A 25,434-nucleotide genomic window follows, 5' to 3' on the forward strand; every position below is an offset into this window, starting at 1 on the left:
GGTTGTTCGACCGATAGCGTCCAGTAGACCGGTATCGGTCCCACAAGCCGGCAGCCGACCGAACCACGCCACGATCTCCAGCACGGCCCCCCACCCAGACCCACAGAACCCACCGAAACCACCCGGGAAACCGTTTACTGGACAGGGTTTCGCGACTTCTGTAGGTCCGGATGGGGCCACCTCGGAACCGGCACCACCCGGGCCGACGGAACCACCGCAATCGCCGAACATCCCACACGAACCACCCGGGCGGACGGAATCCCTGATGCAGCTCACACGTCAGCGCGGATCCGCGTAGCTGCGTCCTTCCCTGGTCGGGATGGGGCAGGTCAAGAGTCGAACTTGTTCGATCCCGCAGGGACGCGAAGCGCTCTTTACCTGCACCAGCCCGACTAGCACACTCACGCAGCGGAGACCGCGCAACCACACTGCCAATGCACCGACGCAACCACATCGCCAATGCACCGGACGCAACCACAGCCCCACTGCAAGCGACGCAACCACATGCGGGTTAGTCGTCGTGGTCGGGGTCGGTCCAGTTGCCGCGTTCGCTGTTGAAGATGGATTTGGTGGCGCTGGGGGCCTGCCGGTGAGCCGCGGGGGCGGTGGTGGTCCGGGTGCTGGTGGTGACTTCCTGGGCGGAATCCATCCCGATCGGACCGGTACCGTCGTCGTCGGAGTCGTCATCGTCGTCGCCTTTCACGACGTCGACGCTGGCCGAGGCCCGGAGGCCGGTGCGCTGGATGACCCGCTGGATGGTCAGGTCGCGGTCGTCGGGACGGCTGACGAACCTGATCTCGCGGAAGCCCTGGTCCTGCGCGGCGGACTCGAAGACGAAGTGGCCGTAGCCGAGGAAGCGGCCGACGATCGGCTTCTGCAGGGTGATGTCGAGGATCCGGGCGATCGGGGTGGTCGCGACGGTCTGGGAGAAGACGCCGCGGATCCGCATCACCCGCATGTTGGTGACCACGAACCGGTCCCGGTGTTCGGTCAGGAAGCGCCAGAACGCGTGCGACAGCAGGACCAGCACGATCACCAGCAGGACCCCGGCGCCGGTCAGCGACATCCACAGCATCGCCACCAGCAGCGCGGTTGCGAGGAACACCTCGAGCATCGGCACCGCGAACACGACCCAGTGGTGCCGTACCTCGTCGATGACCACTTCGCCCTCGTCCGAGATCAGGTGGCGCCGCACCTTCGGATCGAAGATCCGGAACAGGCCTATACCGGCCATCCGCTCACTCCCCTGTCACCCGCTGTCGGCCGTCCGGCCTGCACCACCATTGTCGCTGGCGTAACCACGGTCGCCATCACAGCCAAGTGTCCCGCACGATTGCTCGCGACGGGACACTTGGGTGAAGGTTCAGTCGAACAGCGCGGAGAGGAAAGTGATCACGCTCCCGAACGCATCCCCGACGGCCGAGAACGCACCTCCCACGGCATCTGCGGCACCTTCCGGCTGTGTGAACAGATAGAACGCCGCAAAGGCGATGACCAGCCAGATCAGCAGCTTCTTCGGCATGTCACCACTCCTCGATCGCAACCAACTCGGTCGACTGTGTTTGTATCACGGACTGTCACCAATTGTCACTGACTGAACACAGCCCACCGCACAATGCTCACCAGCTTCAAGATCCATTCTGTAACGGATCAGGGGGCAGGGCAGCGACCGGCGCGCCGCCCTGAGACAAACATCCCTCCGCGGCCAAGGATTCCTTTGATACTTGCCCGTTTTCGGGCCGGAAGGCACTCTCCGGCGCACGAGCAACTGCATGTTCGCCTACCGCGTAATCACCGGATCCACCCCGCTCAGAGATCAGAGCGCGGCGATCAGTTCGTCCGCGGCGGCGTACGGGTCGGTGTCACCGTCAGCCACCTTCGCGGCCAGTACGTCGAGCCGCGCGTCGCCGTGCAGGTGCGCGAACCGGGACCGCAGCGACGTCATCGCGATCGCCTCGATCTCGTCCCGGGCCCGGCTGCGGCGGCGCTCCACCAGTACTCCGTTGCCGCGCATCCAGGTCAGCCGGTCCTCGATCGCCGCGACCAGCTCGTCCACCCCTTCGTTGCGTGAGGCAACGGTTTTCAGGATCGGCGGGATCCAGGCGTCCGGAGCCCGATCGGCCAGCCCGAGCATGGTCCGCAGGTCGCGGGTGAGGTTCTGGACGCCGTCCCGATCCGCCTTGTTCACAACGTAAATGTCGCCGACCTCGAGGATGCCGGCCTTCGCCGCCTGGATGCCGTCACCCATCCCCGGCGCAAGCAGGATCAGCGTCGTGTCGGCCATCCCGGCGATCTCCACCTCGGACTGCCCGACCCCGACCGTCTCCACCAGCACGACGTCGAAACCGGCCGCGTCGAGCACCCGGAGCGCCTGCGGCGTGGTCCACGCCAGCCCGCCCAGATGACCCCGCGAGGCCATCGAGCGGATGAACACCCCGGCGTCCGTCGCGTGGTCCTGCATCCGCACCCGGTCGCCCAGCAGCGCACCGCCGGAGAACGGCGACGACGGGTCCACCGCCAGCACCCCGACCCGCTTCCCGGTCTTCCGGTACGCCGAGACGAGCGCCGACGTCGAGGTCGATTTCCCGACCCCGGGCGATCCCGTGATGCCCACGATGTGCGCCTGACCGGCGTACGGCGCGAGCGCGGCCATCACCTGGCGCAGCAACGGCGACTCGTCCTCGACCAGCGAGATCAGCCGGGCGACGGCCCGCGCGTCACCGTCGCGGGCCCGTTCGACCAGCTCGGCTACCGGTGCGGTCCGTCGTGGCATCGGCTCTCTGTCGGCTCGGGGATAGGGCTAGGCCAGGATCACTCGGCCCAGGAAGAGGGTCAGCGTAATCAGCCCGGGGTACTCAGCTCTGGGCAACCCGGATGATCAGCGCGTCGCCCTGACCACCGCCACCGCAAAGGGCAGCAGCACCGGTCCCACCACCGCGGCGCTGCAGCTCGAGCGCCAGGTGCAGCACCAGCCGGGCACCGGACATCCCGATCGGGTGGCCGAGCGCGATCGCGCCGCCGTTCACGTTGACCTTGTCCAGATCGACGTTCAGCTCGCGGGCGCTGGCGATCCCGACGGCCGCGAACGCCTCGTTGATCTCGATCAGGTCGAGCGCCTCGGGCTCGATCCCTTCCTTCGCGCAGGCCTTCACGATCGCGTTCGCCGGCTGGCTCTGCAGGGTCGAGTCGGGCCCGGCCACCGAGCCGTGCGCGCCGATCTCAGCGATCCAGGGCAGCCCGAGCTCGACGGCCTTCGCCATGCTCATCACGACGACGGCACAGCCGCCGTCGGAGATCTGCGAAGCCGAACCCGCGGTGATCGTGCCGTCCTTACCGAAGGCCGGCCGCAACTTGGCGAGCGTCTCGACCGAGGTGTCGGCGCGGACACCCTCGTCGGAGTCGATCCACAGCGGGTCGCCCTTGCGCTGCGGCACCTCGACCGGCACCACCTCGTCGTCGAAGACGCCGTTCTTCCAGCTCTCGGCGGCCAGCTGGTGCGAGCGGGCGCTGAACGCGTCCTGCTCCTCACGGGTCAGCTTGAGGCCGGTGCTGTTCGCCTGGTCGGTGAGCGCGCCCATCGCCTGGTCCGTGAACGCGTCCCAGAGTCCGTCGAACGCCATCGAGTCGACCAGTGTGGTGTCGCCGTACTTGAAGCCCTCGCGCGACTTCGGCAGCAGGTGCGGCGCGTTCGTCATCGACTCCATCCCGCCGGCCACCACCACGTCGTACTCGCCGGCGCGGATCAGCTGGTCGGCGAGCGCGATCGCGTTCAGGCCGGACAGGCAGACCTTGTTGATCGTGATCGCGGGCACCGACATCGGGATGCCGCCCTTCGCGGCGGCCTGGCGGGCGGCGATCTGGCCGGCCCCGGCCTGCAGCACCTGGCCCATGATCACGTACTCGACCTGGTCCGGCGCGACTCCCGCCTTCTCCAGTGCGCCCTTGATCGCGAAGCCACCGAGCTCGGCGCCGGTGAAGCCTTTCAGGCCACCGAGCAGCCGCCCGATCGGGGTCCGCGCACCGGCGACTATGACGGTCTGGTTCTGCGAGCTACGAGTGGCGTCAGACATGCCGCCACGATACCTGCGACCTCACTGGTACGCCTCTGCCGAGAGGCTGTCGATCAGGTCACACGTCCGGTGTCGGATCGACCACACTCCATGGATTCGGACGCCTGATTGGTCCACTCTGGCGGCATGGACCACCTCACCGGCACCCTGACGCTGTTCGACGCGATCGACCACGTCGGCATCGCGGTCGCGAACCTCGACGAGGCTGTCCGGTACTACGCCGACATGTTCGGCATGACCGTGGCGCACGAGGAGATCAACGAAGAGCAGGGCGTTCGCGAGGCGATGCTCTCGGTGGGCGACTCCGGCTCGTCGATCCAGCTACTGGCTCCCCTGTCGGACGACTCCCCGATCGCCAAGTTCATCGGACGCCACGGGGTCGGCATCCAGCAACTCGCCTACCGCGTGCACGACCTCGACGCGGTCTCGGCGACCCTGCGCGAACGCGGCGCGGAACTCCTGTACGACGAGCCGAAGCGCGGCACCGCGAACTCCCGGGTCAACTTCATTCACCCGCGCTCGGCCGGCGGCGTCCTGATCGAACTCGTCGAACCCGCCGCGCACTGACCCCAGCGACTACCGGTGCGGCACACTGCAAGTTACTGCCCGCGGACGCTTCGTGTTGAGCGCTTTCTCACCGCTCCACCCACTTGCATCCGGACTACTCTGTTGAAGTGCTGATCGACAGCGCGACCGAGACCCAGCTTGGTGAGACCACCGGCTTCCTGCATGACGCCTTCGTCTACAACGATGATGAAGAGTTCGTCCGCCACACGGCACCCTTTCTCCGCGACGGCGTCACGGCCGGGGAAGTCGTCCTGGCAGCGCTTCCCGAGCCCCGGATCGCCTTGCTCCGCGAGGTTCTCGGCTCCGCGGCCGACCAGGTCGCCTTCCTCGACATCACCAGCGCAGGGCGCAACCCTGCCCGGATCATCCCGCTGTGGCGGAACGTCCTCGACCAGAACCCGCACCGCGGCGTCCGCGGGATCGGCGAGCCCGCCTACCGGGGCCGCAGCGAGGCCGGGTTCGAGGAGGCCAAGCTGCACGAGGCACTGCTCAACGTCGCGTTCGAGCACACCGGCCCCTTCCGGCTCCGCTGCCCGTACGACGCTGCCGTCGTCTCCGCCACTCTGGATCCGACGGAGAACCATCCGTTCGTGCACGACTCCAACGGCTCGTCGCGCGGCGCCGGTCCCCGGACCGAGGTCGCCTCGATGATCTTCCGTACGCCGCTGCCCGCAGTACCGGAGGATGCCGAGCGGATGGAGTTCGGGCTGGCGGAACTGACCGAAGTACGGCATTGGGTGAACGCGCGGGCGCGGGAGCGCGGGCTGTCCGCCGACCGCATCGACGACCTGGCACTGGCCCTGCACGAGGTGTGCACCAACAGCATCCGTTTCGGTGGCGGCCGCGGCGAACTGTCGCTGTGGATCGCCGACGACAGTCTGATCTGCGAAGTGGCCGACCAAGGGTCCATCGACGACTTGCTCGTCGGGCGGGTACTGCCGCCAGTGGAGGGGCTCGGCGGGCGCGGCGTCTGGCTCGCCAACCAGCTCTGCGACCTGGTCCAGCTCCGCTCCGGCGCCGGCTTCACCCAGGTCCGCCTGCACACCCATCTCGGCTGACATCGAAAGCCATCCGGCCGATAAGACCACTGGACACAGTGGACTGAGAAAGTGACGGTCGTCTCAACGGCTGCGAACTAGGTCACAAGGCACTGCCGCAGAGGCATACTCATCGGTAGATTCCGCTCTCACCACGACCGCCGCTCCAGGAGGTATGACGTGAAGCAGATCCTCGACGCGATCCTTGCCGGCGACAGTGCTGCCGTCGGCGGGCTCGACGTACCGGACCACTATCGCGGCATCACCGTGCACGCGGACGAAACGACGATGTTCGAGGGTCTGGACAGCCGCGAGAAGGACCCGCGCAAGAGTCTGCACCTCGACGACGTCCCGACCCCGGAGCTCGGACCGGGCGAGGCGCTGGTCGCGGTGATGGCGAGCGCGATCAACTACAACACCGTCTGGACCTCGATCTTCGAGCCGGTGTCGACCTTCACGTTCCTCAAGCGGTACGGCAAGCTGTCGCCGCTGACCGCCCGCCACGACCTGCCGTACCACGTGGTCGGCTCGGACCTGTCCGGCGTCGTACTGCGGACCGGGCCCGGCGTGAACGCGTGGAAACCCGGCGACGAGGTGGTCGCGCACTGCCTGTCCGTCGAGCTGGAATCCCCCGATGGCCACAACGACACGATGCTCGACTCCGAGCAGCGGATCTGGGGCTTCGAGACGAACTTCGGCGGACTCGCCGAGCTCGCGCTGGTGAAGTCGAACCAGTTGATGCCGAAGCCGGAACACCTGACCTGGGAAGAGGCTGCCAGTCCGGGCCTGGTGAACTCCACGGCGTACCGGCAACTGGTCTCGGCCAACGGCGCGAACATGAAGCAGGGCGATGTGGTCCTGATTTGGGGAGCCTCCGGCGGACTCGGTTCGTACGCGACCCAGTTCGCGCTGAACGGCGGCGCGATCCCGGTCTGCGTGGTCTCGTCGCCGGAGAAGGCCGAGATCTGCCGGGCGATGGGCGCCGAACTGATCATCGACCGGACCGCGGAGGGCTACAAGTTCTGGTCCGACGAGCACACCCAGGACCAGCGGGAGTGGAAGCGCCTCGGCGCCAAGATCCGCGAACTGACCGGCGGCGACGACCCGGACATCGTCTTCGAGCATCCCGGCCGGGAGACCTTCGGCGCCTCCGTGTACGTCGCTCGCCGGGGCGGCACGATCGTGACGTGTGCGTCGACGTCGGGATTCATGCACGAGTACGACAACCGCTACCTGTGGATGAACCTGAAGAGAATCATCGGCTCCCACTTCGCGAACTACCGCGAGGCGTGGGAGGCGAACCGATTGATTGCCAAGGGCATGGTCCATCCCACCGTCAGCCGCGTCTATCCGCTCGAGGAGACCGCCCAGGCGGCGTACGACGTGCACCGCAACCTCCACCAGGGCAAGGTCGCGGTCCTCACCCTGGCCCCGACCGAGGGCCTCGGCGTCCGCAACCCCACCCTCCGCGCCCAGCACCAGGCCGAGATCAACCGCTTCCGCGACCGCTGACCGCCTCCCCTCCCGCATCCTTCGGTCCCACTTCGCCCTTACCGGGAGACGTGGTCTGTGTCACCGATGTCTCCCGGTAAGGGCGAAGTGGGACCGAAGGATGCGGGGTGGGTTGGCGGTGTGAACTCTGGTTCTGACAGGCTCTAAGGTGGGGGATTCATCCGCGCCGCCAGAAGGGACCTTTGGTCATGGCTGACGAGTCGAGCCTGCCGTTCTTCGACCGTACGGCGACCGCTGCCGGGGGCTTCCCCGTCGGTCGTCGTGGGTACGACAAACAAGCAGTGGACGACTACGTCCGCGCGCTCGAGGCGCAACTCGCCCAGACGCGCAACAAAGTGGACGAGCTGCAGTCCGGTTCCGCTCCGCTGCAACGCCAGTTGGACGAGGCCAAGCGCCAGCTCGAAGCCAGTGCCAACCCCTCGTACGCCGGGCTCGGTGACCGCGCCGCGCAGATCCTGCGGCTCGCCCAGGACCAAGCGTCCGAAGCGCTGGAAGAGGCCAAGCGGGAGGCCGACGAACTGCGCGCCACCGCCGCCAAGGAGGCCGCGTCCGCTCGGGCGACCGGTGAACGCGAGGCCCAGGACATCCGGACCGTCGCGCTGAACGAGTCCGACAGCCTGCGCCGGACCGCTGAAGGCGACGCGGAGGAGATCAAGCGCACGGCCGAGACCGAGGGTGCCGAGGTGCTCGCGGCCGCGCGGCGGAAGGCCGAGCAGCTGCAGCTGACCGCGGAGTCGCAGTCCAGCACGCTGAAGAACGGCGCACTGCACGAGGCCGAGAAGATCCGGACCGCGATCCAGCGCGAGTCGGCCGCACTCCGGGCCCGACTGGCCGACGAGCGCGAGCAGCAGGCCAAGGAGCTCGCCGACAAGCACTCGCAGATCGCCAGCGACACCGAGAACCTGACCACCCAGATGCGAGAGGCGGCCGAGCAGTCCGAGCGCCGCGTCGCCGAGGCGACCGGCCAGGCGAGCAAGATCCGCGCCCAGGCGGAGGAATCGGCCGAGCGCACGCTGACCCGCGCCCGTCGCGAGGCCGAGCAGCTGCTCACCACCGCGCGGACCAGGTCCGAGGCGGAGCTGGCGAACGCGGCGGACGAGGCCGAGCGGTCCCGCACGGTCATCGCCCGCGAGACCGAGCGGCTGGCCAAGCGCCGCGACGGCATCCTGGCGCAGATCGCCGGGCTGAACGACATCGCCAGCAACATCGCGAGGCAGGCCGCCGAGCTCGACTCGGAGACCGCCGCACCGGCGTCGTACAACCCGTTCGGCCGCCCGGAAAGCCCGTTCGCCGCCCCGGCGACGGACAACTTCCCGCCGGCAGTCCCGAGCTCGTACGACGCGACGCCCAGCCCGGCGACTTCGTACGAGGCAACGCCAAGCAGCTCCTACGAGGCAACGCCCAGCTCGTACGACGCGACGCCGGCCCCGGCGAGCACGTACGAAGCAAAGCCGAGCTCGTACGACGCGAAGCCGTACGACGCGGCGTCGTCCTTCGACGCCAAGCCTGCTACCGGTAGTTCGTTCGCCGGGGGCAGCCCGTTCGTGGGCGCCGACGCCGGTGAGGCCCGGGTCGACGAGACCCGGATCGACACCGGTCTGCGGGTCGAGGACCCGGCGCTGCTGAACGGCAAGGACGCCGCAGCCGATGTTCGGACCGGCACCGCGAACGACGACCGGACCGAGGAGCCGCGGGACGAGACCAAGATCGACCAGTTCCGGCTCGAGGACCTGGCCGGCGACGAGACCCGGGTCGAGGCCGCGGACAGCCCGTTCAAGTCCGCCGCCAAGGACGAGTCCGACGTCGATGCCAAGGGCAAGGACAGCGGCCGATCCCCGAAGGAAGAGATGTGACGCCACCCGGCGACGACAACTCCACAGGGACCGAGCAAACGGACGTCGCGGAGATCGAGAGCGCGGCCAAGCAGGCGAAGGCGGCCGCTGCTGAGGCAGAGGCCGCCGCGGACGACGCCGAGGACTCGGCGGAAGAGGCCGACGAGTCGGCCGACGAGGCCGAGAAGTCAGCGAAGGTCGCCGACGCCTCGGCCGACCGGGCCACGGCCGAGGCCGGCGTGCTGGACAACCTGGCCGGCGAACTGCTGATCGACGAGCGGCATCCCGACGTCGGGATGGGTGCCCCCGGTCCCCCGCTCGGCCGGTCGAACCCTTTCGTCTTCGGGTTCTTCGCCGCGCTCGGCGTGCTGGTCGCCTGGGGCCTGTGGAACGCGCTCGGTCAGGCCAAGTCGGTCCTCATCCTGCTGATCGTGTCGATGTTCATCGCGGTCGGGCTGAACCCGCTGGTCGAGTGGTTCATGCGCCGCGGGCTGAAGCGCGGTCTGGCGGTCGGCGTCGTCTTCCTGCTGATGATCCTGGCGGTCACCGGCGTCGGCCTCGCGATCGTGCCGGTGGTCACCGACCAGATCAACAGCCTGATCCGGAACGCGCCCGAATGGCTCGACCTGCTGACCAAGTCCAAGACGCTGAACGAGCTCAACGACCGCTACCAGTTCATCCAGAAGGCCCAGGACTACATCCAGGACCCGGCGCTCGCGCAGCGGGCTTTCGGCGGCGTCCTCGGCGTCGCCGGGGTGGTCGCGAACGCGCTGTTCTCCGGCTTCACGGTGCTGATCCTGACCCTGTACTTCCTGGCGTCGCTGCCAACGGTCAAGCGCGCCGCCTACAGCCTGGTCCCGGCCACCCGGCGGCAGCGGGTCTCGATCCTGGGCGACGAGGTCCTCGGCCGGGTCGGCGGCTACGTCAGCGGCCAGGTCCTGGTCGCGGCGTGCGCCGGTGTCTTCATGTTCATCTTCCTGGAGATCGTCGGCCTGCGTGACTACGCCCTGGCCCTGGCGATCGTGGTGATGTTCACCGCCTTCATCCCGATGGTCGGTGGCCTGATCGGCGTCGTACTCGTCGCGCTGATCGGTCTCACCGACGGGCTGTGGACCGGTGTCGCCTGTCTCGCGTACGGCATCATCTACCAGCAGATCGAGAACTACGTGATCGCGCCGCGGATCATGCGGCGGGCGGTCAACATCCCTGGCGCGGTGACAGTGATCGCGGCACTGCTCGGTGGCGCGCTGCTCGGCGTCGTCGGCGCCCTGCTCGCCATCCCGACCGCAGCTGCCCTGCTGCTCATCATCCGCGAGGTCTGGGTCCGCAAGGCGGACGCTTCGTAGCAGTGACTTGTTGCCGCCGGCCCCTGGCCCCCCGGTCCGGAGGCCGGCGACAAGTCTGTTGCTACGGGCCGGCGAGCTTGGTGACCTCGGGCCCGTTGAGGTCGGCGAAGGCGCAGGCTCGCGGGTAGCCGGCGAGACAGCCGCGCATCGTCATCAGGGCCGTGTAGTAGTCGATGTGGCGAAACCCGTCGGTCTCACCCCGGGCGAACGCCTGGTGCCTGATCGCGCTCACCCAGCGGTAGAACGCCTCGTCGGGGATCGGCACGTACGCCGACGGTTCGAACGACTGCAGGTCCTCGGCGTTCTCGCCGTACAGGAAAGTCCGTACTGCGTGCCTCGGGAGCTCGTGGTCCATCGGCAGATCGGCCAGGTAGCGAGCTCGTTCGGCCAGTCTCGCGGCCCGCTCGTGGTCGCGCTGCCAGCTGTGCCGCCAGTGCGTGATCACGGTGTCCGGCTGCTTCTCCCGGATGATCGTGGCCAGTTCGAGCGCGACCTCGTCGCTGTCGGGCAGGAATCCCTCACTGTGCTCGAGCACCATGAAGTCGGCCCCGATCGCGGTGGCGAACGCCTCGCCCTCGGCGACCTTCTGCTGCCTGTACTCCGCCGGCGACAGCCGCGGGTGGCCCCGCTCCCCCGCCGTCAGCGCGACGATCGTGGCGTTGGCACCCTCGAGCACCAGCTTGGCCAGGGTGGGGCCTGCCGTCAGGTCCATGTCCCCGATGTGGCCGCCGATGGCCAGCACGTTTCTGCTCAAGTCACGCACCTCCGCTGGATCAGGTAGGAAATTTACCTAACCAAAGCGCAGTAGGTCAACGTCTAACCGAGGAAGGGCGTCACCGCGGCGAGGAAGTCGTCCAGCCGCTCGGCGTGCACCCAGTGGCCCGCCTCGGGGATCACCGCGAACTCGACCCGCGGGAAATAGGCCTCGATCGTGGCCCGGTAGTCGTGCTTCACGTAGTCGGACTTGCCGCCGTAGACGACCAGCGTGGGCCCGTCGTACGAGCCGGTCACGTCGGAGGGCCAGCCGGACAGGTCCGGCAGGGCGGCCTCGATCACCGGGAGGTTCGGGCGCCACCGGGCCCCGGCGTCGTCGAGGATCAGGTTCTGCAGGAGGAACGCCCGGGTCCCCGGCGACTCGACGGCCTCGACCAGCTGGGCGTCGACGTCGGACCTGCGTTGCACGTTGGACAGGTCCGCGGCACGCATCGCAGCGGCGTACTGGGTGAACTGTGGCGGGTAGACCACCGGCGCGGCGTCGACGACGACCAGGCGATCGACGACCTCGGGGTACCTCAGCGCGGTCAGCATCGCGGTCTTGCCGCCCATCGAGTGACCGACCAGCGCGACAGGCCCGACCCCGAGGCTCGAGATCGTCTCCTGGACGTCCTCGGCCATCTCCGGGTACGTCATCGTGTCGACGTGCGGGGAGGTGCCGTGGTTGCGCAGGTCGAACGCGAAGACGCGGTGCGCGGACGAGAGCCGGCGGGCGACCGTCATCCAGTTGCGGCCGGACCCGAACAGTCCGTGCATCACCACGACCGGCGAACCACTCTCGCCGTACGACGTGACCGGGAGCTTCATCGACACCTCTCTCGACAGGGATCAGCGGTGGCGTTGCCAGCAGGCGGTGTGCCAGTGGCGACGTTCGTCCAGGGACTGCCCGCCGCCGATCGCGGCGAGCAGGCTCGGGTTCTCCGGCCAGACCACCACGTGCGGGGTGGCCGGCAGGATCTGCTGGTCGCAGCCGGGACACCGGTAGGACTTGCTGGAGGCCGAGCCGCTGACCCGGCGCACGATCCACTCGCCGTCCGACCGTTCCTCCCGGACCTGATGACCACCCAGCAGCGGCCGGTCGCTGACCGGTCGCGTGTGCTTCGAGGGTCTTCTCTTCCGGGGCGACATAGCGTCTCCGAGCCTATCCGCCGCCCCTCCTCTCGCATCCTTCGGTCCCACTTCGCCCTTGACGGAGACGTGGTCTGTGAAGACGACATCTCCCGTCAAGGGCGAAGTGGGACCGAAGGATGCGAGGAGGGTACGTCAGGCGCGGCGGGCGGCGGCGTACGCGGCGGTGCCGATCAGTTCCATCGAGACCTGGAGGCGTTCCAGGCTGACGTTCTTCGCGATCGTGTCCTCCGGCGAGTGGTACGGCGGCTCGAGGTGGGCCGGTGAGATCTCGCCGCGCCAGGAGAAGTTCGCGGCCGCGATGCCGACCTCCTGGAAGGACTGGTGGTCACTCGCACCCCGCAGTACCGGCCCGACCATCCGCGGGTCGTACCCGAGCCGCACACCGGCATCCCGTACTGCGGTCGTCGCCGTGTTGGCGAGTCCGTCGAAGGAGAGCAGCCAGTACGTCACCGCCGGATCCCAACTGGTCGCCACCATGTCGTTCTGGAACACCGCCCGGTACCGATCACGCTGATCCTGGGCGAGCTGCGCCACGTGGTACCGCGAACCGATGAGCCCTTGTTCCTCTGAACCCCACAAGGCGAAACGCAGGGTGGCTTCAGTCGGCAACTTTGCCAGCACCCGGGCGATCTCGAGCGTGAGGACCGTGCCCGAGCCGTCGTCGTTCGCGCCGGGCGCGCCGACCACCGTGTCGTAGTGACCGCTGACCATCACGATCGGCGACTTGCTGCCGCGGCCCTTCCGTTCGCCGATCACGTTGTTCGAGATCAGCCCGCGGTGCGCCGCAGTACTGATGGACAAAGGCAGCGTGTTGACCACGGCGAGCGCTTCGCGGAGCAACCGCTTCTGCACCTGCGCGACGCCGACCACGGGGATCGGCGCATCCGTCAGACCGCTCGGCTGGTACGCCGATGCTCGCCGCGGGAACACCGCATCCGCCGGAAGCAGAACGACTGCGATCGCACCACGTGCCGCTGCCTCCGCGACAAATGCCGGACGGGCTGCTGTCAGGTCATCGGCGAGAACGACCGACCCAGCGACATCCGCGGGCCAGACCGGGGCGGTGACGGATCCTACGTCCCGGGCCGGACCCTGGACAGTGACTCCGTGCTTCCCGCCGGGTGCCGCACCAGCCTGCCAGCACAGGTCGTTCGGCAGCACGTTGCGTGGATCGCCAATCTGGGCGAGGAACTTGTCCGCCACCGGGAACGGCTCGAGGCGGGTCTTGTAGCCGAACCGGTCGAGCTGGTCGGCCAGGTAGTCTGCGGCCCGCTTCTCGCTCTCGGTACCGCCGATCCTCGGACCGATCTTCTCGGACAGGACCTTGAGGTGCTGCACGGCTCGGTCGGACGAGAGCCCCGAGACGACTTGCCGGTCGTACTTGTCCAGCGTCGGCGGGCGGACCGCTCCTGGACGCTGGTCATCCGCGGCCCAGGCGGGCGCAGCGGGCAGGGCGGTGGCGGCGGTCACGCCGGCGACGGCACCGAGCAGGCCGCGACGACTCAAACCGGACGTATCGGTCATGCAGGTCTCCCTTTTGGTCGGCCCGAGTCAGCCGACCGTAACCGAATCCGCACCGCACCGCTGCCCGCTGCGCGTGCCGCACTAGCTCGCCTGCCCCGCCCGGTGCTCGGCCCGCAGTTCGCTGCCGACCTCGTGCATGTGTCCGAGGCCCATCCGGTAGGACTCGACCAGGCCGGTGCTCAGGTACGGCATCCCGATCCGCTCGCAGTAGGACCGCACGATCGGCTGGGCGAAGCGCAGGTTGGCGCGCGGCATGCTCGGGAACAGGTGGTGCTCGATCTGATAGTTCAGGCCGCCCATCATCCAGTCGGTCACCAGATCGCCGTCGACGTTGCGCGAGGTCAGGACCTGCTTCTCCAGGTGGCCCCAGTTGCTGTCGTCGTCCGGCATCTCCATGCCCTTGTGGTTCGGCGCGAACACGCTGCCGAGGTGCAGGCCGAAGAGCGCGTGGTGGAGCGCGGCGAACGCGATCGCCTTGCCGGGCGACATGATCAGGAACAGCGCACCGAAGTACAGGATCAGGTGTGCGGCCATCAGGCCGAGCTCCAGCTGCGCGTCCTTGCGACGCCTGCGGCCGGCCAGGAACAGTAGGCTGGAGACCTTGAGGTTGATGCCTTCCAGGGTGAGCAGCGGGAAGAAGATCTTCGCCTGGTTGCGGCTGAGCCAGCCGTACAGGCCGGTACGGCCCTCGGCCTGCTCCATCGTCCAGACGAGCACGCCCTCGCCGACGTCCGGGTCCTTGTCGGTGTGGTTCGGGTTCGCATGGTGCCGGTTGTGCTTGTCGTTCCACCAGCCGTAGCTCATCCCGCAGACCAGGTTGCCGTGCAGCCGGCCGATCAGGTCGTGCAGCTTGCGGGAGGAGCTGATCTGCTGGTGCCCGGCGTCATGACCGAAGAACGCCGCGCGAGTCGTCAGTACGGCGAGCGGGATCGTGAGCAGCAACTGGAGCCACGAGTTGCCGAGCAGGACGATGCCCGCCCAGGTCGCCGCCATCAGCGCCACGTTCAGCCCGATCGAGATCGCGTACGCCGCGGTCCGGCGTTCCAGCAGGCCCGCTTCCTTGACCTCGCGAAGCAAGGGGGCGAAGTCGCTGCCTTTGGCAGCTCGGGGTGGGGCGAGCGCAATGGACTGAGCCATCGGTTCCTCATCTCGGTGCGGTGGGGAGGCCTGGGCGACAGCCGGGCCGGGGTACGTGATCAACCCTGGCCGTCCCGGCGCGGGAATACATGAGTGCTACTACCCGGGTAGTGCGGGGCCCAGGGGCCCTGGTCACAGTAGGTCTAACACCACTGAGGAGGAGCTGAGTCTGGGCGATGATGGTGGTTGCCGGGCCGGTTCTGGTCTCAGGCAGGTGCTCGGAACGGTCGGAACGGGAGAGAAAGATGACGATGGCGCAATCGGTGCCCAAGGCGCCTTTGCGGTTTCCGCGGGTGGCGCAGCCCTTCATCGCGCTGGGCCTGGCGATCCTGGCGGAGCTCGGCATCGCCTTCTTCGTGCTGAACGTGGTCGCCGTACCGCTGATCGCCGTCTGGGTCGGCATCCCGATGCTGCTCGTCTTCGTGCCCTGCGCCCGCTGGTTCGCGAACTGCCACCGGACGATGCTCTCGCGGTTCCTCGACACCGAGATCCAGCGTCCCTACCGCAAGCCGCCGATCCCCGGCATGCTGATGTGGCTGCGGACCACGCTGGCCGACCCGGCGACCTGGCGGGACATCGCCTGGCTGCTGGTGAACGCTGTGATCGGCTTCACCCTGACGCTACTGTCGGCCGTGCTCTTCCTGGCCTCGGTCTTCTACCTGATCTACCCGTTCCTGGTCTGGGTCACCCCGGACGGCGTCTTCACCGAGCCGTTCGGCGGGCTGTTCACCGTGAACGTGGCCACCAGCTTCTTCGTCATCCCCGTCGGGTTCCTCGCCTTCATGATCTGGATGGCCTCGGGCGAGCGGCTGCTGAGGGCGGACGCCTACATCGCCAAGTCGCTGCTCGGCCCGACCGAGAACGCCAAACTGGCGCTCCGGGTCCGCGAGCTGGCCGAGTCCCGCGCGGAGACCGTCGACACCCAGGCGGCCGAGCTGCGCCGGATCGAGCGGGACCTGCACGACGGCGCCCAGGCCCGGCTGGCCGCGCTCAGCATGAACCTCGGCATGGCCGAGGAGATGGTCAGCCGCGACCCGGCCCAGGCGGCGGCACTGCTCACCGAGGCCCGCGAGTCCGCCAGTACTGCGCTGTCGGAGCTGCGCGACCTGGTCCGCGGAATCCATCCGCCGGTCCTGGCCGACCGGGGTCTCGAAGGGGCGGTCAAGGCTCTCGCCCTGAGCCTCCCCTTCAAGGTGGACGTCACCATCGACCTGCCGGGCCGGCCCCCTGCGCCGGTCGAGTCCGCGGCGTACTTCGCAGTGGCCGAGGCACTGGCCAACGTCCTGAAACACGCCGAGGCGACCACCGCCTGGGTCCAGATCACGCATGAGCATGAGCGGCTGCACATCATCGTCGGCGACGACGGGACCGGTGGCGCCACGGTCCGGCCCGGCGGCGGTCTGTACGGTATCGAACGGCGGCTGGCCGCCTTCGACGGTACGTTGACCGTGGCCAGCCCGACCGGCGGGCCGACCACTGTGATCATGGAGTTGCCTTGCGAGTCGTCATCGCTGAAGATCACGCCCTCCTCCGGGACGGCCTGATCCGGCTGCTGGAAGCCCACGACTTCGAAGTCGTCGAAGCTGTCGACAACGGTCCCCGGCTGGTCCCGGCGCTCGTCGAGCACCGGCCGGACGTGGCCGTTGTCGACGTCCGGCTGCCCCCGACCTTCACCGACGAGGGGCTGAAGGCAGCGATCGAGGCCCGCCGGCAGGTCCCCGGGCTGCCGATCCTGGTGCTGTCGCAGTACGTCGAACAGCTCTACGCGCGCGAGCTGCTGACCGGAGGCGGCGGCGCGGTCGGCTATCTGCTCAAGGACCGGGTCTCCAACGTCGCCGACTTCCTGGACTCGGTCCGCCGGGTGGCAGGCGGCGGTACCGCGATGGACCCGGACGTGATCGGCCAACTCCTGGCCCGCAACACCCGCGACGTCCCGATCGGCCGGCTGACGCCCCGCGAGTCCGAGGTCCTCGGCCTGATGGCAGAAGGCCGATCCAACGCCGCTATCGCCGCCGCCCTCTTCGTCACCGAGAAGGCAGTCAGCAAACACACCAACAACATCTTCGCCAAACTCGACCTCCCCCCATCGGAGGACGACAACCGCCGCGTGATGGCGGTCCTCACCTACCTGTCCTCCCGCTGATCCAGGGCGGACAGGGCGGAGGACGGGTCGAAGGCCGGATCGAGCTTCGCGGCTTGACGAAGCATCGCCGCCTGGGCGGCCATCAGCATCTCGATCACGCCGTCGACAGGGACCTGGCGCTCGTCCTGGAGCCAGACGATGGCGGCCTCGTCGACCGCCGCCATGCACGACCGCAGCGCGAGACGGACCGCGGGCCGGTCCGGATCCAGGGCTAGGACCAGGGCGACGACCTTGATGGCGCGCTCCCTGGAGGCCTCGAAGATGCCCCGGCTGTCGGCATCGGTGCCGAGCATCAGCCCGAGGTAGGCAACAGGGTGCCGCTCGATCGAGGCGAAATGCGCGCGGGCGAGGTGCCGGACCTGCAGCGACGCTGATCCCTGCGGTGGCGGTTGCGGCTCGAGGCGGCGTGAGATCTCCCGGACGGCGTCCAGGTGGAGCCCCCGCTTGTTGCCGAAGTGGTGAGCGACCAGACCGTAGGCCACCCCGGCCGCCGTGGCGATGTCCTGGACCGACACCTCGTCGTACGGCTTGTCGAGGAACTGGTCGACGGCTGCGTCCAGGAGCTTTTGCCGGGTGGACGCGGCTCGTTCCGCTCGGGTGGGGGCCATGTCGGCCAGCGTAATTGACCTTCTATCATTGATTTCAAATCAACGAAAGAGGTCGGCATGACAGAGATCGCGATCGTCGGGGGCGGGCCCGGCGGCCTGACCGCGGCCATAGCGCTGGCCCGGCGCGGCGTCCGCAGTACCGTCTTCGAGCGCGAGGCCCACCCCGAGAAGATGCCGCGTTTCAACCCCGACCGGTCGTATCCGATCGACATCACCGGCCACGGGTTGAAAGCGCTGCGTCACATCGACGCAGTCGGCCATTTCGATGCGCACATGGTCGCGTTCCATGGCATCAAGAACGGCGGCCGGGTATTCGACCCGTGGTCCGAGCCGGGCTGGATCGGTTCGCGGGGCGACATCATGCGGGCCCTGATGCCGGTCGCCGAGGACCGCCACAGCGACCAGATCGAGTTCGTGTTCGACAGTGACGTGCGCACCCTCGACGTGACCGCCGGCGAGGTGGCCGGGAGGCGGTTCGACCTCGTCATCGGCGCCGACGGCGCGGGCTCGGCCGTCCGGACGGCGATGCAGCAGCAGATCGAGGGTTTCACCGTCCAGACGTCGTCGGTCCCGAACCACGGGCTGATGCTGGAGCTGGACCGGGTCGGCGATCAGCTGGACAAGCACTATCTGAACGGGTTGGCGATGAGTCCGCTCGTCCTCGCCGCGGTGATCGTCGACGAGGACCAGCCGGACGGCGTCCGCTGGCGCAGCGTGATCGGGGTGAAAAGGCCGATCACCTTCAGTTCTCCCGAGGAGGCCACCGCGTGGCTGCGCAAACACTGCCCGCGCGCCCTCGACCTGACCAGCGAGCAGAAGATCGCCGAGTTCTCCCGGCGGCCGGCCGTCCCCCTCGGCCTGGGGTTGAGCTGCTCCCACCTGTACGGCGGCCGCGCGGTGCTGCTCGGCGATGCCGCCGCCGCCTTCCCGCCGGTCGGCCAGGGCGGCAACGCGGCGCTGGAATCGGCGATGGTGCTGGACCAGTGCCTTGCCGCCGGGCCGCTGGAAACCGCCGGCCCCCGCTACCAGCAGGCCTGGAAGCCCGAAGCCGACGCGATCTCCTGGATCGGTAGTCAGATCCGCTACCAGAATCCCTGGTCCAACGTTCGCGTGATCGTTGCATCGATCCTCCGGGCGAACGTCTTCGGGCAGGCCAAGAGCTCCACCGTCCCGTACTCCGAGGTGCGACGCGCGGCTGGGTGGCTGGGACCACTGTGGATCCGGACTCGGCAATCAGTCGACCCAGGACCATCGAACGGACCGAGATCATGAGTCCTCAGGGAGGGAATCGACTGCAGCGAGTCGAAGTACTGGCCGAGGTGCCCGATCTGAGCGGCCGGGTGGCTCTGGTGACTGGTGCGAGCGACGGCGTCGGGCGGTCGGTCGCGCGGCAACTCGCGGAGGCCGGGGCGGTGACCCTGATCGCCGCACGCGATCTGGCGAAAGGCGCCCGGGTCCGCGACGAAATCAGGAACGCCACCGGCAAAGACACTGTCGTCGTGGAGCTGGACCTCGCGGACCTCGCGTCGGTCCGGAAGGCGGCGGCAACAGTGCTCGAACGCTGGGACCGGCTCGACCTCCTCGCCTGTGTCGCCGGAATCTCGGGGCACGGCGCCAGGACCGAGACCGCCGACGGCTTCGAGATGACCTTCGGTGTGAACCATCTCGGGCCCGCGCTGCTCGCGCGTCTGCTCGAGGACCGGCTGCGCGCAAGTGCCCCGAGCCGCATCCTCTTCGTCGCCTCCGAAGCCCACCGCCGCGCCAAGGGCGGCCTCGATTTCGACGACCTGATGATGACGAAGGGAAGGTTCCGGTCCAATCTCGCGTACAACCGGTCGAAGCTGGCGAACATCCTCTACGCCCGTGAGTACGCACGCCGGCTCGAAGGGTCGGGCGTTGACGTCGTCGCCGCCCACCCCGGAGCCGTGGACACGCCGATGGTGCGGGCGCTGTTCGACCATCCGGTCGTGCGCGACCTCTACCCGTTGCTCCGCCGCGGCCTGATCTCTCCCGACGACGCCGCCGCCGGCCTCCTGCGAGTGGCGCTCGCCCCGCCGCCCGCGAGCGACCGGTACTACGAACGCGGGCGCCCCGTGACGCTGGGCTCGACGGCCCGCGACGACGGCGCGGGCCGGCGCCTGTGGTCCGTCACCGAAGAGCTGACAGGACTCAGCGCCAGGCACCAGTGACCACTCGAAGGGCTCGATCTGGGACTATTCTCCGGGCATGTCGAGAATCCGTGGCGGGCTTCGTCCCTTGGGTGGGCCCACACCGGGCGCCACGGAACGCGAGGGAGTCAGTCATGACCAAGTTTCTGTTGATCGTGGATTACCAGCCCGGCGTGATCGACACGCCGATGACGGAGTGGGCGCCGGAGGACGTCAAGGCGCACATGGCGTACTACGGCGGCTTGAACGACGAGCTGCTCGCCAGCGGGGAACTGGTCGAGCACCACGCCCTGAGCTGGCTGGAGGAGGCCAAGACGGTGACGTCGGACGGCAAGGCCGCGCCGGTCGTCACGGACGGACCGTTCGTGGAGTCGAAGGAGATCCTGGCCGGCTTCCAGATGGTCGACGTCGACTCCCTGGAACGAGCGATCGAGATCGCCGCCCTGGTCTCCCAGGTCCCCGGCCCCGGCGGCGTCCCCCTCCAACAGCCGATCAGCATCCGCCGCGTCATGGAAGCCGCCGACTTCGAAGAGTTGAACCCGCTGGGGTAGAGGTCGGCGGGTGGGAGGCTGTCCCGACCGACAGGAAATAGTCCCCGTACTGCGGGCGCCCGCCGCCTGCCCGAGCGTCGAGGCCGACCGGAAGGCTGACTATTTCCTGTCGGTCGGGACGCCCTGTGGATAGACCTCAGCGCGGATAGGCCACCCCAGGCCAAGATCACCCAGTGGAATTGCAGGAGGTGCTGGCACAACTGGGTGGCCGAGGCACCTTCGCTCAGCTGACCCGCGTCATCCCGAAGCGAGAACTCGCCGCAGCGGTGAGATCCGGCGCGGTCGTGCGGCTGGCGCGAGGGGTCTACGGCCTGCCCGGTCCATCAACCGATCAGCGCGTTGCCGTTGCCTATGACGGGGTCGTATCGCACCAGAGTGCGGCGGTCGCATGGCGCCTGCCGCTGCTTGCGCCTCCCGAGCAGCCGCACATCACGGTCCCGACGAAGCGTCGCCCCCGACCGGGTCCACCTGCGGTGCTGCACTGGGCGCCTGTGGAGGCCGACGATCAGGCACGCCGACTGACCTCGCTGCTCCGAACGGTGTTGGACTGCAGCCGGACCCTTCCCTTCGGCGAGGCGCTCGCGGTCGCGGATGCCAGTCTGGCCAACAAGTTGACCCGCCCGCGGCTGATCGCGGCAGCCATGGCGATGCGCGGACCAGGCTCCAAGCAGGCGCGTCAGGTTGCCGTCGCTGCTACCGGTGCCTCCGGCAGCTTCCTGGAGTCGATGCTGCGTGCGCTCGTAGCACAGGCCGGTCTTGAAGGCTTTGAGCCGCAGGTTGTGGTCAAGCGGGGGCAGTTCCGTGCTCGGGTGGATCTTGGGCATCGGCAGGCCAAGATCGCGGTGGAGGCGGAGGGTTATGAGTTTCACGGGTCGAGCGCGGACTTCGCTGCCGACTGTCGCCGGTACGACGAACTGGTGGCGGCGGGATGGCTGGTGCTGAGATTCACCTACCAGCAGGTTCTGTTCGAGCCGGACTGGGTGGTTGCCACAATCCGCCAAGCACTGAAGCAGCGGCTTGTCCCGACCGACAGGTAATAGTTCCCGTACTGCGGGCGCCCGCCGCCTGCCCGAGCGTAGCGGCCGACCGGACGGCCGACTACTTCCTGTCGGTCGGGACAGGTCACAGGCGGATGCGGCGGAGGAACTCCTGGGTGCGGGGTTGGGTCGGGTCGTCGAGGAGCTGGGTGGGTGGGCCTGCCTCCAGGAGGCGGCCGGCGTCCAGGAAGCAGATCTTGTCGGCTACCTGGCGGGCGAAGGTCATTTCGTGGGTGCAGATGAGCATGGTCATGCCGTCGGACTTGAGTTCGCGGAGGAGGTTCAGGACCTCGCCCACGAGTTCGGGGTCCAGGGCCGAGGTGACCTCGTCGAGGAGCATCAGCTTCGGCGAGTTCACCAAGGCCCGGGCGATCGCGGCCCGTTGTTGCTGACCACCGGACAGCTCGTCGGGCTTGGCCGACGCCTTGTCGGCGAGTCCCACCCGCTCGAGCATCTCCAAGGCACGCGTCCGCGCGACGTCGCGCCGTACCCGATGGACTCGGATGGGAGCCAGCGTCACGTTGTCGAGCACCGAGAGGTGCGGGAACAGGTTGTAGGACTGGAAGACGATGCCGATGCCGGAGCGGATCCGGTCCGTGGCGGCGCGCGGGTCGGTGATGTCGGCGCCGTCCAGTTCGATCACACCGTCATCGACCGTCTCCAGCAGGTTCACGCAGCGGAGCAGGGTCGACTTGCCCGAGCCGGACGCGCCGATCAGGACGACGCACTCCCCCGCCTCGACCTCCAGGCTGAACTGGTCGAGTACGACGTTGTCCCCGAATGTCTTCCGCACCTCGCGGATGGACAGCAGGCTCACACCACACCTCCCCCGCCGTACCAGCCCTGCCTGCGCGCGACCCAGTCCGTCAACCGCGTCAACGGGATCGTGAGAGCGACGAACAGCAACCCGGCCACGACGTACGGGGTGAAATTGAAATCGATGGCTGTCTCCAGTTGCGCGGCCCGGATCGCGTCGATCACGCCGAGGACCGCGATCAGCCCCGAGTCCTTCTGCAGCGAGACGAAGTCGTTCAGCAGCGGAGGCATCACCCGCCGGACAGCCTGAGGCAGTACGACGAATCGCAGCGTCTGCCGATGCGACAGTCCGAGGGAGCGAGCCGCGGCCCGCTGGGACGGATGCACCGACTCGATCCCCGCCCGGAAGACCTCGGCCACGTACGACGTGTACGTGAGGACCAGTGCGGCTCCACCCCAGATCACCGCCTGGTTCGGCAGCCCCCGTAACTGCAGCGCCGGAACGCCGAAGCCGAGCAGGAAGATCACCAGCAGCAGCGGCAATCCCCGGAAGATGTCGGTGTAGGCGGCGGCGAAGATCCGCAGCGGGAAGAAGATCGGCCCGCGCAAGGTCCGCATGATCGCCAGGGTCAGTCCGAAGATGACGATCAACACCGCGCAGACGAGCATCACCCGGATGTTCAACCACAGGCCCTCGGCAACGACCGGCAGCGCTTCCCAGCCACGGTGGAAGTCGAAGAAGGTCTCCCGCACCCGCGGCCAGCCCGGCGTGGACCCGATGCCGACCACGACCAGCGCGAGCAGCACCACGGTGCTGACCCCGGCGATCACCCCGGACCGGATGGTCCGCCGACGCCGATAGGCCAACCGCTCCAGCTGAAGCTCCGACGGCTGCCAACTGCTCACGAGAGCTCGGGCGCGCCTTCTGCGGTCAGGTACTGCGCCTGCAGCTTCGTGAGAGTGCCGTCCGCCTTCAGCGCATCAACCGCCTGCGACAAACACGCGGTCAGCTTCGAGTTCTTCTCCAGCACGAACCCGAACTGCTCAGCCTGCCCGCCGGCTGGCAGCTGACCGACGATCTTCCCGTTGTCGAGCTGCGCCGCGGTCATGTAGAACCCCGTCGGCAGGTCGACCACGATGCCGTCGATCTGCTTGTTCTTCAGCGCCTGGACAGCCAGGTCGTTGGTGTCGAAAACGGCCGGCTGCTGCTTCGTCTTGATCACGTCACGCAGGGCCGTGTAGCTCGTCGTCCCCACCTGCGCGCCGAGCTTGGCGTCGACCAGGTCGGCGACCGACTTCGCGTTCGCGATCTTGCTCCCGGCCATGGTGATCACGGTCTGCCGCACGTCGTAGTACCCGCTGGAGAAGTCGACGGCCTTGCGGCGCTCCTCGGAGATCGACACCTGGTTCACGTCGAAGTCGAACTTCTTCGGCCCGGGTGCGAACGCGGTGTTGAACGGCACCGTCTGCCATTTCACCTCGGCCGGCTGGAACCCGAGCTGCTTGGCCACCGCGTAGGTGACCGCCGACTCGTATCCCTTCCCGTTGTTCGGGTCGTCCGCGGAGAACCACGGCTCGTACGCCGGTTTGTCGGTGCCGACCGAGAGCGTCCCACCCGTCTTCAGCGCCAACTGGTCCTTACTACAGGCATCGGCGGCGGGCGACGTCGGCGCAGTACTGGCGGCGTCGTCCTCCGGGGCGCAGGCGGCCAGTCCGACAACAACAAGTGCGGCCAGCACGGCCACAGCACGAGAAGTCATGGCAGCAGAGTAGAGGCACGCCCGGACAGATTGGCAGCGATCTCAACGACTCCGGTACGCCGTGGGCGTGGTTCCGGTGTGGCGGCGGAATCGGGTGGAGAAGTACAGGGGGTTCGTGAAGCCGACCTCGGCCGCGACCGAGGCGACGGGACGGCTCGTCAGTTCGAGGAGACGGCAGGCGGCGTCCATCCGGCGGCGCTCGACGAACTGCTGCGGCGTGACGCCCAGCTGGCTCCGGAACAGATGCGCGAACCGGGAGACCGAGAGGTTGGTCGCCCGGGCCAACCGGGTGACATCGAGATCCGCCTTCAGGTCGCGGTCGATCAGCTCGATCGCGCGGAGCAGCCGGTCGTCGATCCTGGTGGCCTTGGGGTTCTGGGTGTCGCACCAGAGCAGAGCGGCCTCCAGCGCGTTCAGGCTCAGCAGCTCCCCTTGCGGAAGGACGCTTCGCTGATGGCGGACCGCATCGCCGAGGCCGGCGACGATCCGCTCGGCCGTCTGCTTCCCTGGCCGGAGCTGAAGGATGCCGGGAGCAACTTCCGGCCAATCCAGCAGCGGCAGCCAGTCGGATTTCGGATGGAAATGCGCGAAGAAGAAGTGCCAGTGCTGCAACTCCGGCTCGACTCCGTAGTCGTGCAGCGTGCCGGGGCGGACGAGGGTGATCGTGCCCGGCGCGGCTCGGACGTCCGCCAGACCGTCGCTACCGAAGCGACCGCGGCCGGCCAGGGTGTGGATCAGGAGCCAGTCGGTGGTACCGCGGCGGCGGTACGTCGCGTATCCCGGTCCTTCGTCGAACTCACCGGTCATCAGCCGCCGGACGACCGGCACGAAGCTGTCCGGCGTAGCAGGATCTCGAAGGTTCACAACGCAATAGGCTATCCACAGGCCGGCGGTTCGGCGAGCACACTCGAACCATGACGACCACAGTTGCCGAGATCTACCAGGAGCAGGGCATCGTCCAGGTCCCTGGACTGCTCACCACAGCCGAACTCGACCGGGTCAGGACTGTTTTCATGGACCAGGTCGCCGTGGACAACTCGCTGGCCCATGACGACGGCGTTCCGTCCGGCGATCCACTGGCGCAGTACCCGCGTTTCGTCCACCCGCATCGGCGCGAGGACCTGGAGGCCGGCCGGATCGCGCTCGAACTGATGCTCGACAGCCGGATCCTCGATGTGGTCACCGCGCTGATCGGGCCGGCGCTCGGGGCCCAGTCGATGTTCTACTTCAAACCACCGGGTGCCCGCGGGCAGGCCCTGCACCAGGACAACATCTTCCTCCGCGCCGATCCGGAGACCTGTCTGGCCGCCTGGATCGCGATCGACGACGTCGACGCGGACAACGGTGGTCTCGCGGTCGTGCCTGGCTCGCACCGGACCGAACTGGTCTGCCCCGAACCCGCCGACCTGACCGAGTCCTTCACCAACCGCCAGGTGCCGATCCCCGCCGGGATGCAGAAGGTGCAGACGCGGATGAAGGCC

Annotated in this window: 26 protein-coding genes; 12 read left to right on the forward strand and 14 right to left on the reverse strand. The window is 68.2% G+C overall.

Annotated features, from left to right (window positions below; translation table 11 throughout):
- Nucleotides 1-511: 511 nt before the first annotated feature.
- From VFG33_RS23410 to VFG33_RS23425, 4 genes are all read right to left on the reverse strand, one after another.
- Nucleotides 512-1,234 (reverse strand): PH domain-containing protein, encoded by a 723-nt coding sequence (locus VFG33_RS23410; protein WP_325055076.1) that lies wholly within the window; start codon nucleotides 1,232-1,234, stop codon nucleotides 512-514.
- A 129-nt stretch (nucleotides 1,235-1,363) separates the two neighbouring features.
- Nucleotides 1,364-1,522, reverse strand: a complete 159-nt coding sequence (locus VFG33_RS23415) for a hypothetical protein (RefSeq protein WP_325055077.1) — start codon at nucleotides 1,520-1,522, stop codon at nucleotides 1,364-1,366.
- 294 nt (nucleotides 1,523-1,816) lie between these two features.
- Nucleotides 1,817-2,773, reverse strand: a complete 957-nt coding sequence (gene meaB / locus VFG33_RS23420; RefSeq protein WP_325055078.1) for a methylmalonyl Co-A mutase-associated GTPase MeaB — start codon at nucleotides 2,771-2,773, stop codon at nucleotides 1,817-1,819.
- Between the two features lie 82 nt (nucleotides 2,774-2,855).
- Nucleotides 2,856-4,070 (reverse strand): acetyl-CoA C-acetyltransferase, encoded by a 1,215-nt coding sequence (locus tag VFG33_RS23425; RefSeq protein ID WP_325055079.1) that lies wholly within the window; start codon nucleotides 4,068-4,070, stop codon nucleotides 2,856-2,858.
- Between the two features lie 126 nt (nucleotides 4,071-4,196).
- On the opposite strand from VFG33_RS23425, the gene mce reads away from it, so the two are divergent.
- The 5 genes from mce (at nucleotide 4,197) to VFG33_RS23450 (ending at nucleotide 10,364) form a co-directional block, all read left to right on the forward strand.
- Nucleotides 4,197-4,637, forward strand: a complete 441-nt coding sequence (gene mce, locus VFG33_RS23430) for a methylmalonyl-CoA epimerase (protein WP_325055080.1) — start codon at nucleotides 4,197-4,199, stop codon at nucleotides 4,635-4,637.
- 107 nt (nucleotides 4,638-4,744) lie between these two features.
- Complete coding sequence (locus tag VFG33_RS23435; protein WP_325055081.1) at nucleotides 4,745-5,695, forward strand: anti-sigma factor RsbA family regulatory protein; 951 nt, start codon at nucleotides 4,745-4,747, stop codon at nucleotides 5,693-5,695.
- 159 nt (nucleotides 5,696-5,854) lie between these two features.
- Complete coding sequence (ccrA, locus tag VFG33_RS23440) at nucleotides 5,855-7,186, forward strand: crotonyl-CoA carboxylase/reductase (RefSeq protein ID WP_325055082.1); 1,332 nt, start codon at nucleotides 5,855-5,857, stop codon at nucleotides 7,184-7,186.
- A 188-nt stretch (nucleotides 7,187-7,374) separates the two neighbouring features.
- Nucleotides 7,375-9,039 carry a transposase gene (locus tag VFG33_RS23445; protein ID WP_325055083.1) on the forward strand — a complete coding sequence of 555 codons (1,665 nt, stop codon included), beginning with the start codon at nucleotides 7,375-7,377 and terminating at the stop codon, nucleotides 9,037-9,039.
- The gene (locus VFG33_RS23450; RefSeq protein ID WP_325055084.1) at nucleotides 9,036-10,364 is read left to right on the forward strand and encodes an AI-2E family transporter; all 1,329 of its coding nucleotides are present in this window, start codon (nucleotides 9,036-9,038) and stop codon (nucleotides 10,362-10,364) included. The genes VFG33_RS23445 and VFG33_RS23450 overlap by 4 nt, the downstream gene beginning before the upstream one ends.
- Before the next feature lie 61 nt (nucleotides 10,365-10,425).
- Here the strand turns inward: VFG33_RS23450 and VFG33_RS23455 are convergent, their stop codons facing one another.
- The 5 genes from VFG33_RS23455 to VFG33_RS23475 form a co-directional block, all read right to left on the reverse strand.
- Complete coding sequence (locus VFG33_RS23455) at nucleotides 10,426-11,118, reverse strand: PIG-L deacetylase family protein (RefSeq protein ID WP_325055085.1); 693 nt, start codon at nucleotides 11,116-11,118, stop codon at nucleotides 10,426-10,428.
- Nucleotides 11,119-11,180: 62 nt separating this feature from the next.
- A complete protein-coding gene (locus VFG33_RS23460) occupies nucleotides 11,181-11,945 on the reverse strand; it encodes an alpha/beta fold hydrolase (RefSeq protein WP_325055086.1) in 765 nt (254 codons plus the stop codon).
- A 21-nt stretch (nucleotides 11,946-11,966) separates the two neighbouring features.
- Complete coding sequence (locus VFG33_RS23465) at nucleotides 11,967-12,266, reverse strand: Rv1322 family protein (RefSeq protein WP_325055087.1); 300 nt, start codon at nucleotides 12,264-12,266, stop codon at nucleotides 11,967-11,969.
- Nucleotides 12,267-12,401: 135 nt separating this feature from the next.
- Nucleotides 12,402-13,793 (reverse strand): M28 family peptidase, encoded by a 1,392-nt coding sequence (locus VFG33_RS23470; RefSeq protein WP_325055088.1) that lies wholly within the window; start codon nucleotides 13,791-13,793, stop codon nucleotides 12,402-12,404.
- Between the two features lie 81 nt (nucleotides 13,794-13,874).
- Nucleotides 13,875-14,930: a fatty acid desaturase family protein gene (locus VFG33_RS23475; protein WP_325055089.1), complete on the reverse strand. Its 1,056-nt coding sequence runs from the start codon at nucleotides 14,928-14,930 to the stop codon at nucleotides 13,875-13,877.
- A gap of 245 nt (nucleotides 14,931-15,175) precedes the next feature.
- On the opposite strand from VFG33_RS23475, the gene VFG33_RS23480 reads away from it, so the two are divergent.
- Together VFG33_RS23480 and VFG33_RS23485 are read left to right on the forward strand one after the other, a co-directional pair.
- Complete coding sequence (locus VFG33_RS23480) at nucleotides 15,176-16,474, forward strand: sensor histidine kinase (RefSeq protein ID WP_325055090.1); 1,299 nt, start codon at nucleotides 15,176-15,178, stop codon at nucleotides 16,472-16,474.
- Nucleotides 16,426-17,073, forward strand: coding sequence for a response regulator (locus tag VFG33_RS23485; RefSeq protein WP_325055091.1), 648 nt, complete (start codon nucleotides 16,426-16,428; stop codon nucleotides 17,071-17,073). Before VFG33_RS23480 ends, VFG33_RS23485 begins: the two co-directional genes overlap by 49 nt.
- Here the strand turns inward: VFG33_RS23485 and VFG33_RS23490 are convergent.
- Nucleotides 17,055-17,681 carry a TetR/AcrR family transcriptional regulator gene (locus tag VFG33_RS23490; RefSeq protein WP_325055092.1) on the reverse strand — a complete coding sequence of 209 codons (627 nt, stop codon included), beginning with the start codon at nucleotides 17,679-17,681 and terminating at the stop codon, nucleotides 17,055-17,057. The genes VFG33_RS23485 and VFG33_RS23490 overlap by 19 nt on opposite strands.
- A gap of 57 nt (nucleotides 17,682-17,738) precedes the next feature.
- Here VFG33_RS23490 and VFG33_RS23495 point away from each other — a divergent pair, with 57 nt between their 5' ends.
- The 4 genes from VFG33_RS23495 (at nucleotide 17,739) to VFG33_RS23510 (ending at nucleotide 21,437) form a co-directional block, all read left to right on the forward strand.
- Complete coding sequence (locus tag VFG33_RS23495; RefSeq protein ID WP_325055093.1) at nucleotides 17,739-18,953, forward strand: FAD-dependent oxidoreductase; 1,215 nt, start codon at nucleotides 17,739-17,741, stop codon at nucleotides 18,951-18,953.
- The gene (locus tag VFG33_RS23500; protein ID WP_325055094.1) at nucleotides 18,950-19,870 is read left to right on the forward strand and encodes an SDR family oxidoreductase; all 921 of its coding nucleotides are present in this window, start codon (nucleotides 18,950-18,952) and stop codon (nucleotides 19,868-19,870) included. Before VFG33_RS23495 ends, VFG33_RS23500 begins: the two co-directional genes overlap by 4 nt.
- A 113-nt stretch (nucleotides 19,871-19,983) precedes the next feature.
- Nucleotides 19,984-20,400 carry a YciI family protein gene (locus VFG33_RS23505; RefSeq protein WP_325055095.1) on the forward strand — a complete coding sequence of 139 codons (417 nt, stop codon included), beginning with the start codon at nucleotides 19,984-19,986 and terminating at the stop codon, nucleotides 20,398-20,400.
- Between the two features lie 173 nt (nucleotides 20,401-20,573).
- Nucleotides 20,574-21,437 carry a DUF559 domain-containing protein gene (locus VFG33_RS23510; protein WP_325055096.1) on the forward strand — a complete coding sequence of 288 codons (864 nt, stop codon included), beginning with the start codon at nucleotides 20,574-20,576 and terminating at the stop codon, nucleotides 21,435-21,437.
- Nucleotides 21,438-21,522: 85 nt separating this feature from the next.
- On the opposite strand, the gene VFG33_RS23515 is transcribed toward VFG33_RS23510, so the two are convergent.
- From VFG33_RS23515 to VFG33_RS23530, 4 genes are read right to left on the reverse strand one after another with little or no spacing between them, the layout of a single operon-like run.
- A complete protein-coding gene (locus VFG33_RS23515; RefSeq protein WP_325055097.1) occupies nucleotides 21,523-22,254 on the reverse strand; it encodes an amino acid ABC transporter ATP-binding protein in 732 nt (243 codons plus the stop codon).
- Entirely contained in the window at nucleotides 22,251-23,099 is an 849-nt protein-coding gene (locus VFG33_RS23520; RefSeq protein ID WP_325055098.1) for an amino acid ABC transporter permease, read from the reverse strand. The genes VFG33_RS23515 and VFG33_RS23520 overlap by 4 nt, the downstream gene beginning before the upstream one ends.
- A complete protein-coding gene (locus tag VFG33_RS23525) occupies nucleotides 23,096-23,953 on the reverse strand; it encodes an ABC transporter substrate-binding protein (RefSeq protein WP_325055099.1) in 858 nt (285 codons plus the stop codon). The genes VFG33_RS23520 and VFG33_RS23525 overlap by 4 nt, the downstream gene beginning before the upstream one ends.
- 42 nt (nucleotides 23,954-23,995) lie before the next feature.
- On the reverse strand, nucleotides 23,996-24,817 hold the full coding sequence (locus VFG33_RS23530; RefSeq protein WP_325055100.1) for a helix-turn-helix domain-containing protein: 822 nt from the start codon (nucleotides 24,815-24,817) through the stop codon (nucleotides 23,996-23,998).
- A 50-nt stretch (nucleotides 24,818-24,867) separates the two neighbouring features.
- On the opposite strand from VFG33_RS23530, the gene VFG33_RS23535 reads away from it, so the two are divergent.
- On the forward strand, nucleotides 24,868-25,434 hold a 567-nt coding region (locus VFG33_RS23535), incomplete at its 3' end, for a phytanoyl-CoA dioxygenase family protein (RefSeq protein ID WP_325055101.1).

This window comes from Kribbella sp. (assembly GCF_035687465.1).
In the GTDB taxonomy this organism is placed as follows: Bacteria; Actinomycetota; Actinomycetes; order Propionibacteriales; family Kribbellaceae; genus Kribbella.

Excerpts from the sequence above, each read along its gene's own strand:
- VFG33_RS23410 (WP_325055076.1), bottom strand. The coding sequence starts at position 1,234 with ATGGCCGGTATAGGCCTGTTCCGGATCTTCGATCCGAAGGTGCGGCGC.
- VFG33_RS23415 (WP_325055077.1), bottom strand. The coding sequence starts at position 1,522 with ATGCCGAAGAAGCTGCTGATCTGGCTGGTCATCGCCTTTGCGGCGTTC.
- meaB (WP_325055078.1), bottom strand. The coding sequence starts at position 2,773 with ATGCCACGACGGACCGCACCGGTAGCCGAGCTGGTCGAACGGGCCCGC.
- VFG33_RS23425 (WP_325055079.1), bottom strand. The coding sequence starts at position 4,070 with ATGTCTGACGCCACTCGTAGCTCGCAGAACCAGACCGTCATAGTCGCC.
- mce (WP_325055080.1), top strand. The coding sequence starts at position 4,197 with ATGGACCACCTCACCGGCACCCTGACGCTGTTCGACGCGATCGACCAC.
- VFG33_RS23445 (WP_325055083.1), top strand. The coding sequence starts at position 7,375 with ATGGCTGACGAGTCGAGCCTGCCGTTCTTCGACCGTACGGCGACCGCT.
- VFG33_RS23460 (WP_325055086.1), bottom strand. The coding sequence starts at position 11,945 with ATGAAGCTCCCGGTCACGTCGTACGGCGAGAGTGGTTCGCCGGTCGTG.
- VFG33_RS23465 (WP_325055087.1), bottom strand. The coding sequence starts at position 12,266 with ATGTCGCCCCGGAAGAGAAGACCCTCGAAGCACACGCGACCGGTCAGC.
- VFG33_RS23470 (WP_325055088.1), bottom strand. The coding sequence starts at position 13,793 with ATGACCGATACGTCCGGTTTGAGTCGTCGCGGCCTGCTCGGTGCCGTC.
- VFG33_RS23475 (WP_325055089.1), bottom strand. The coding sequence starts at position 14,930 with ATGGCTCAGTCCATTGCGCTCGCCCCACCCCGAGCTGCCAAAGGCAGC.
- VFG33_RS23480 (WP_325055090.1), top strand. The coding sequence starts at position 15,176 with ATGACGATGGCGCAATCGGTGCCCAAGGCGCCTTTGCGGTTTCCGCGG.
- VFG33_RS23490 (WP_325055092.1), bottom strand. The coding sequence starts at position 17,681 with ATGGCCCCCACCCGAGCGGAACGAGCCGCGTCCACCCGGCAAAAGCTC.
- VFG33_RS23495 (WP_325055093.1), top strand. The coding sequence starts at position 17,739 with ATGACAGAGATCGCGATCGTCGGGGGCGGGCCCGGCGGCCTGACCGCG.
- VFG33_RS23500 (WP_325055094.1), top strand. The coding sequence starts at position 18,950 with ATGAGTCCTCAGGGAGGGAATCGACTGCAGCGAGTCGAAGTACTGGCC.
- VFG33_RS23505 (WP_325055095.1), top strand. The coding sequence starts at position 19,984 with ATGACCAAGTTTCTGTTGATCGTGGATTACCAGCCCGGCGTGATCGAC.
- VFG33_RS23525 (WP_325055099.1), bottom strand. The coding sequence starts at position 23,953 with ATGACTTCTCGTGCTGTGGCCGTGCTGGCCGCACTTGTTGTTGTCGGA.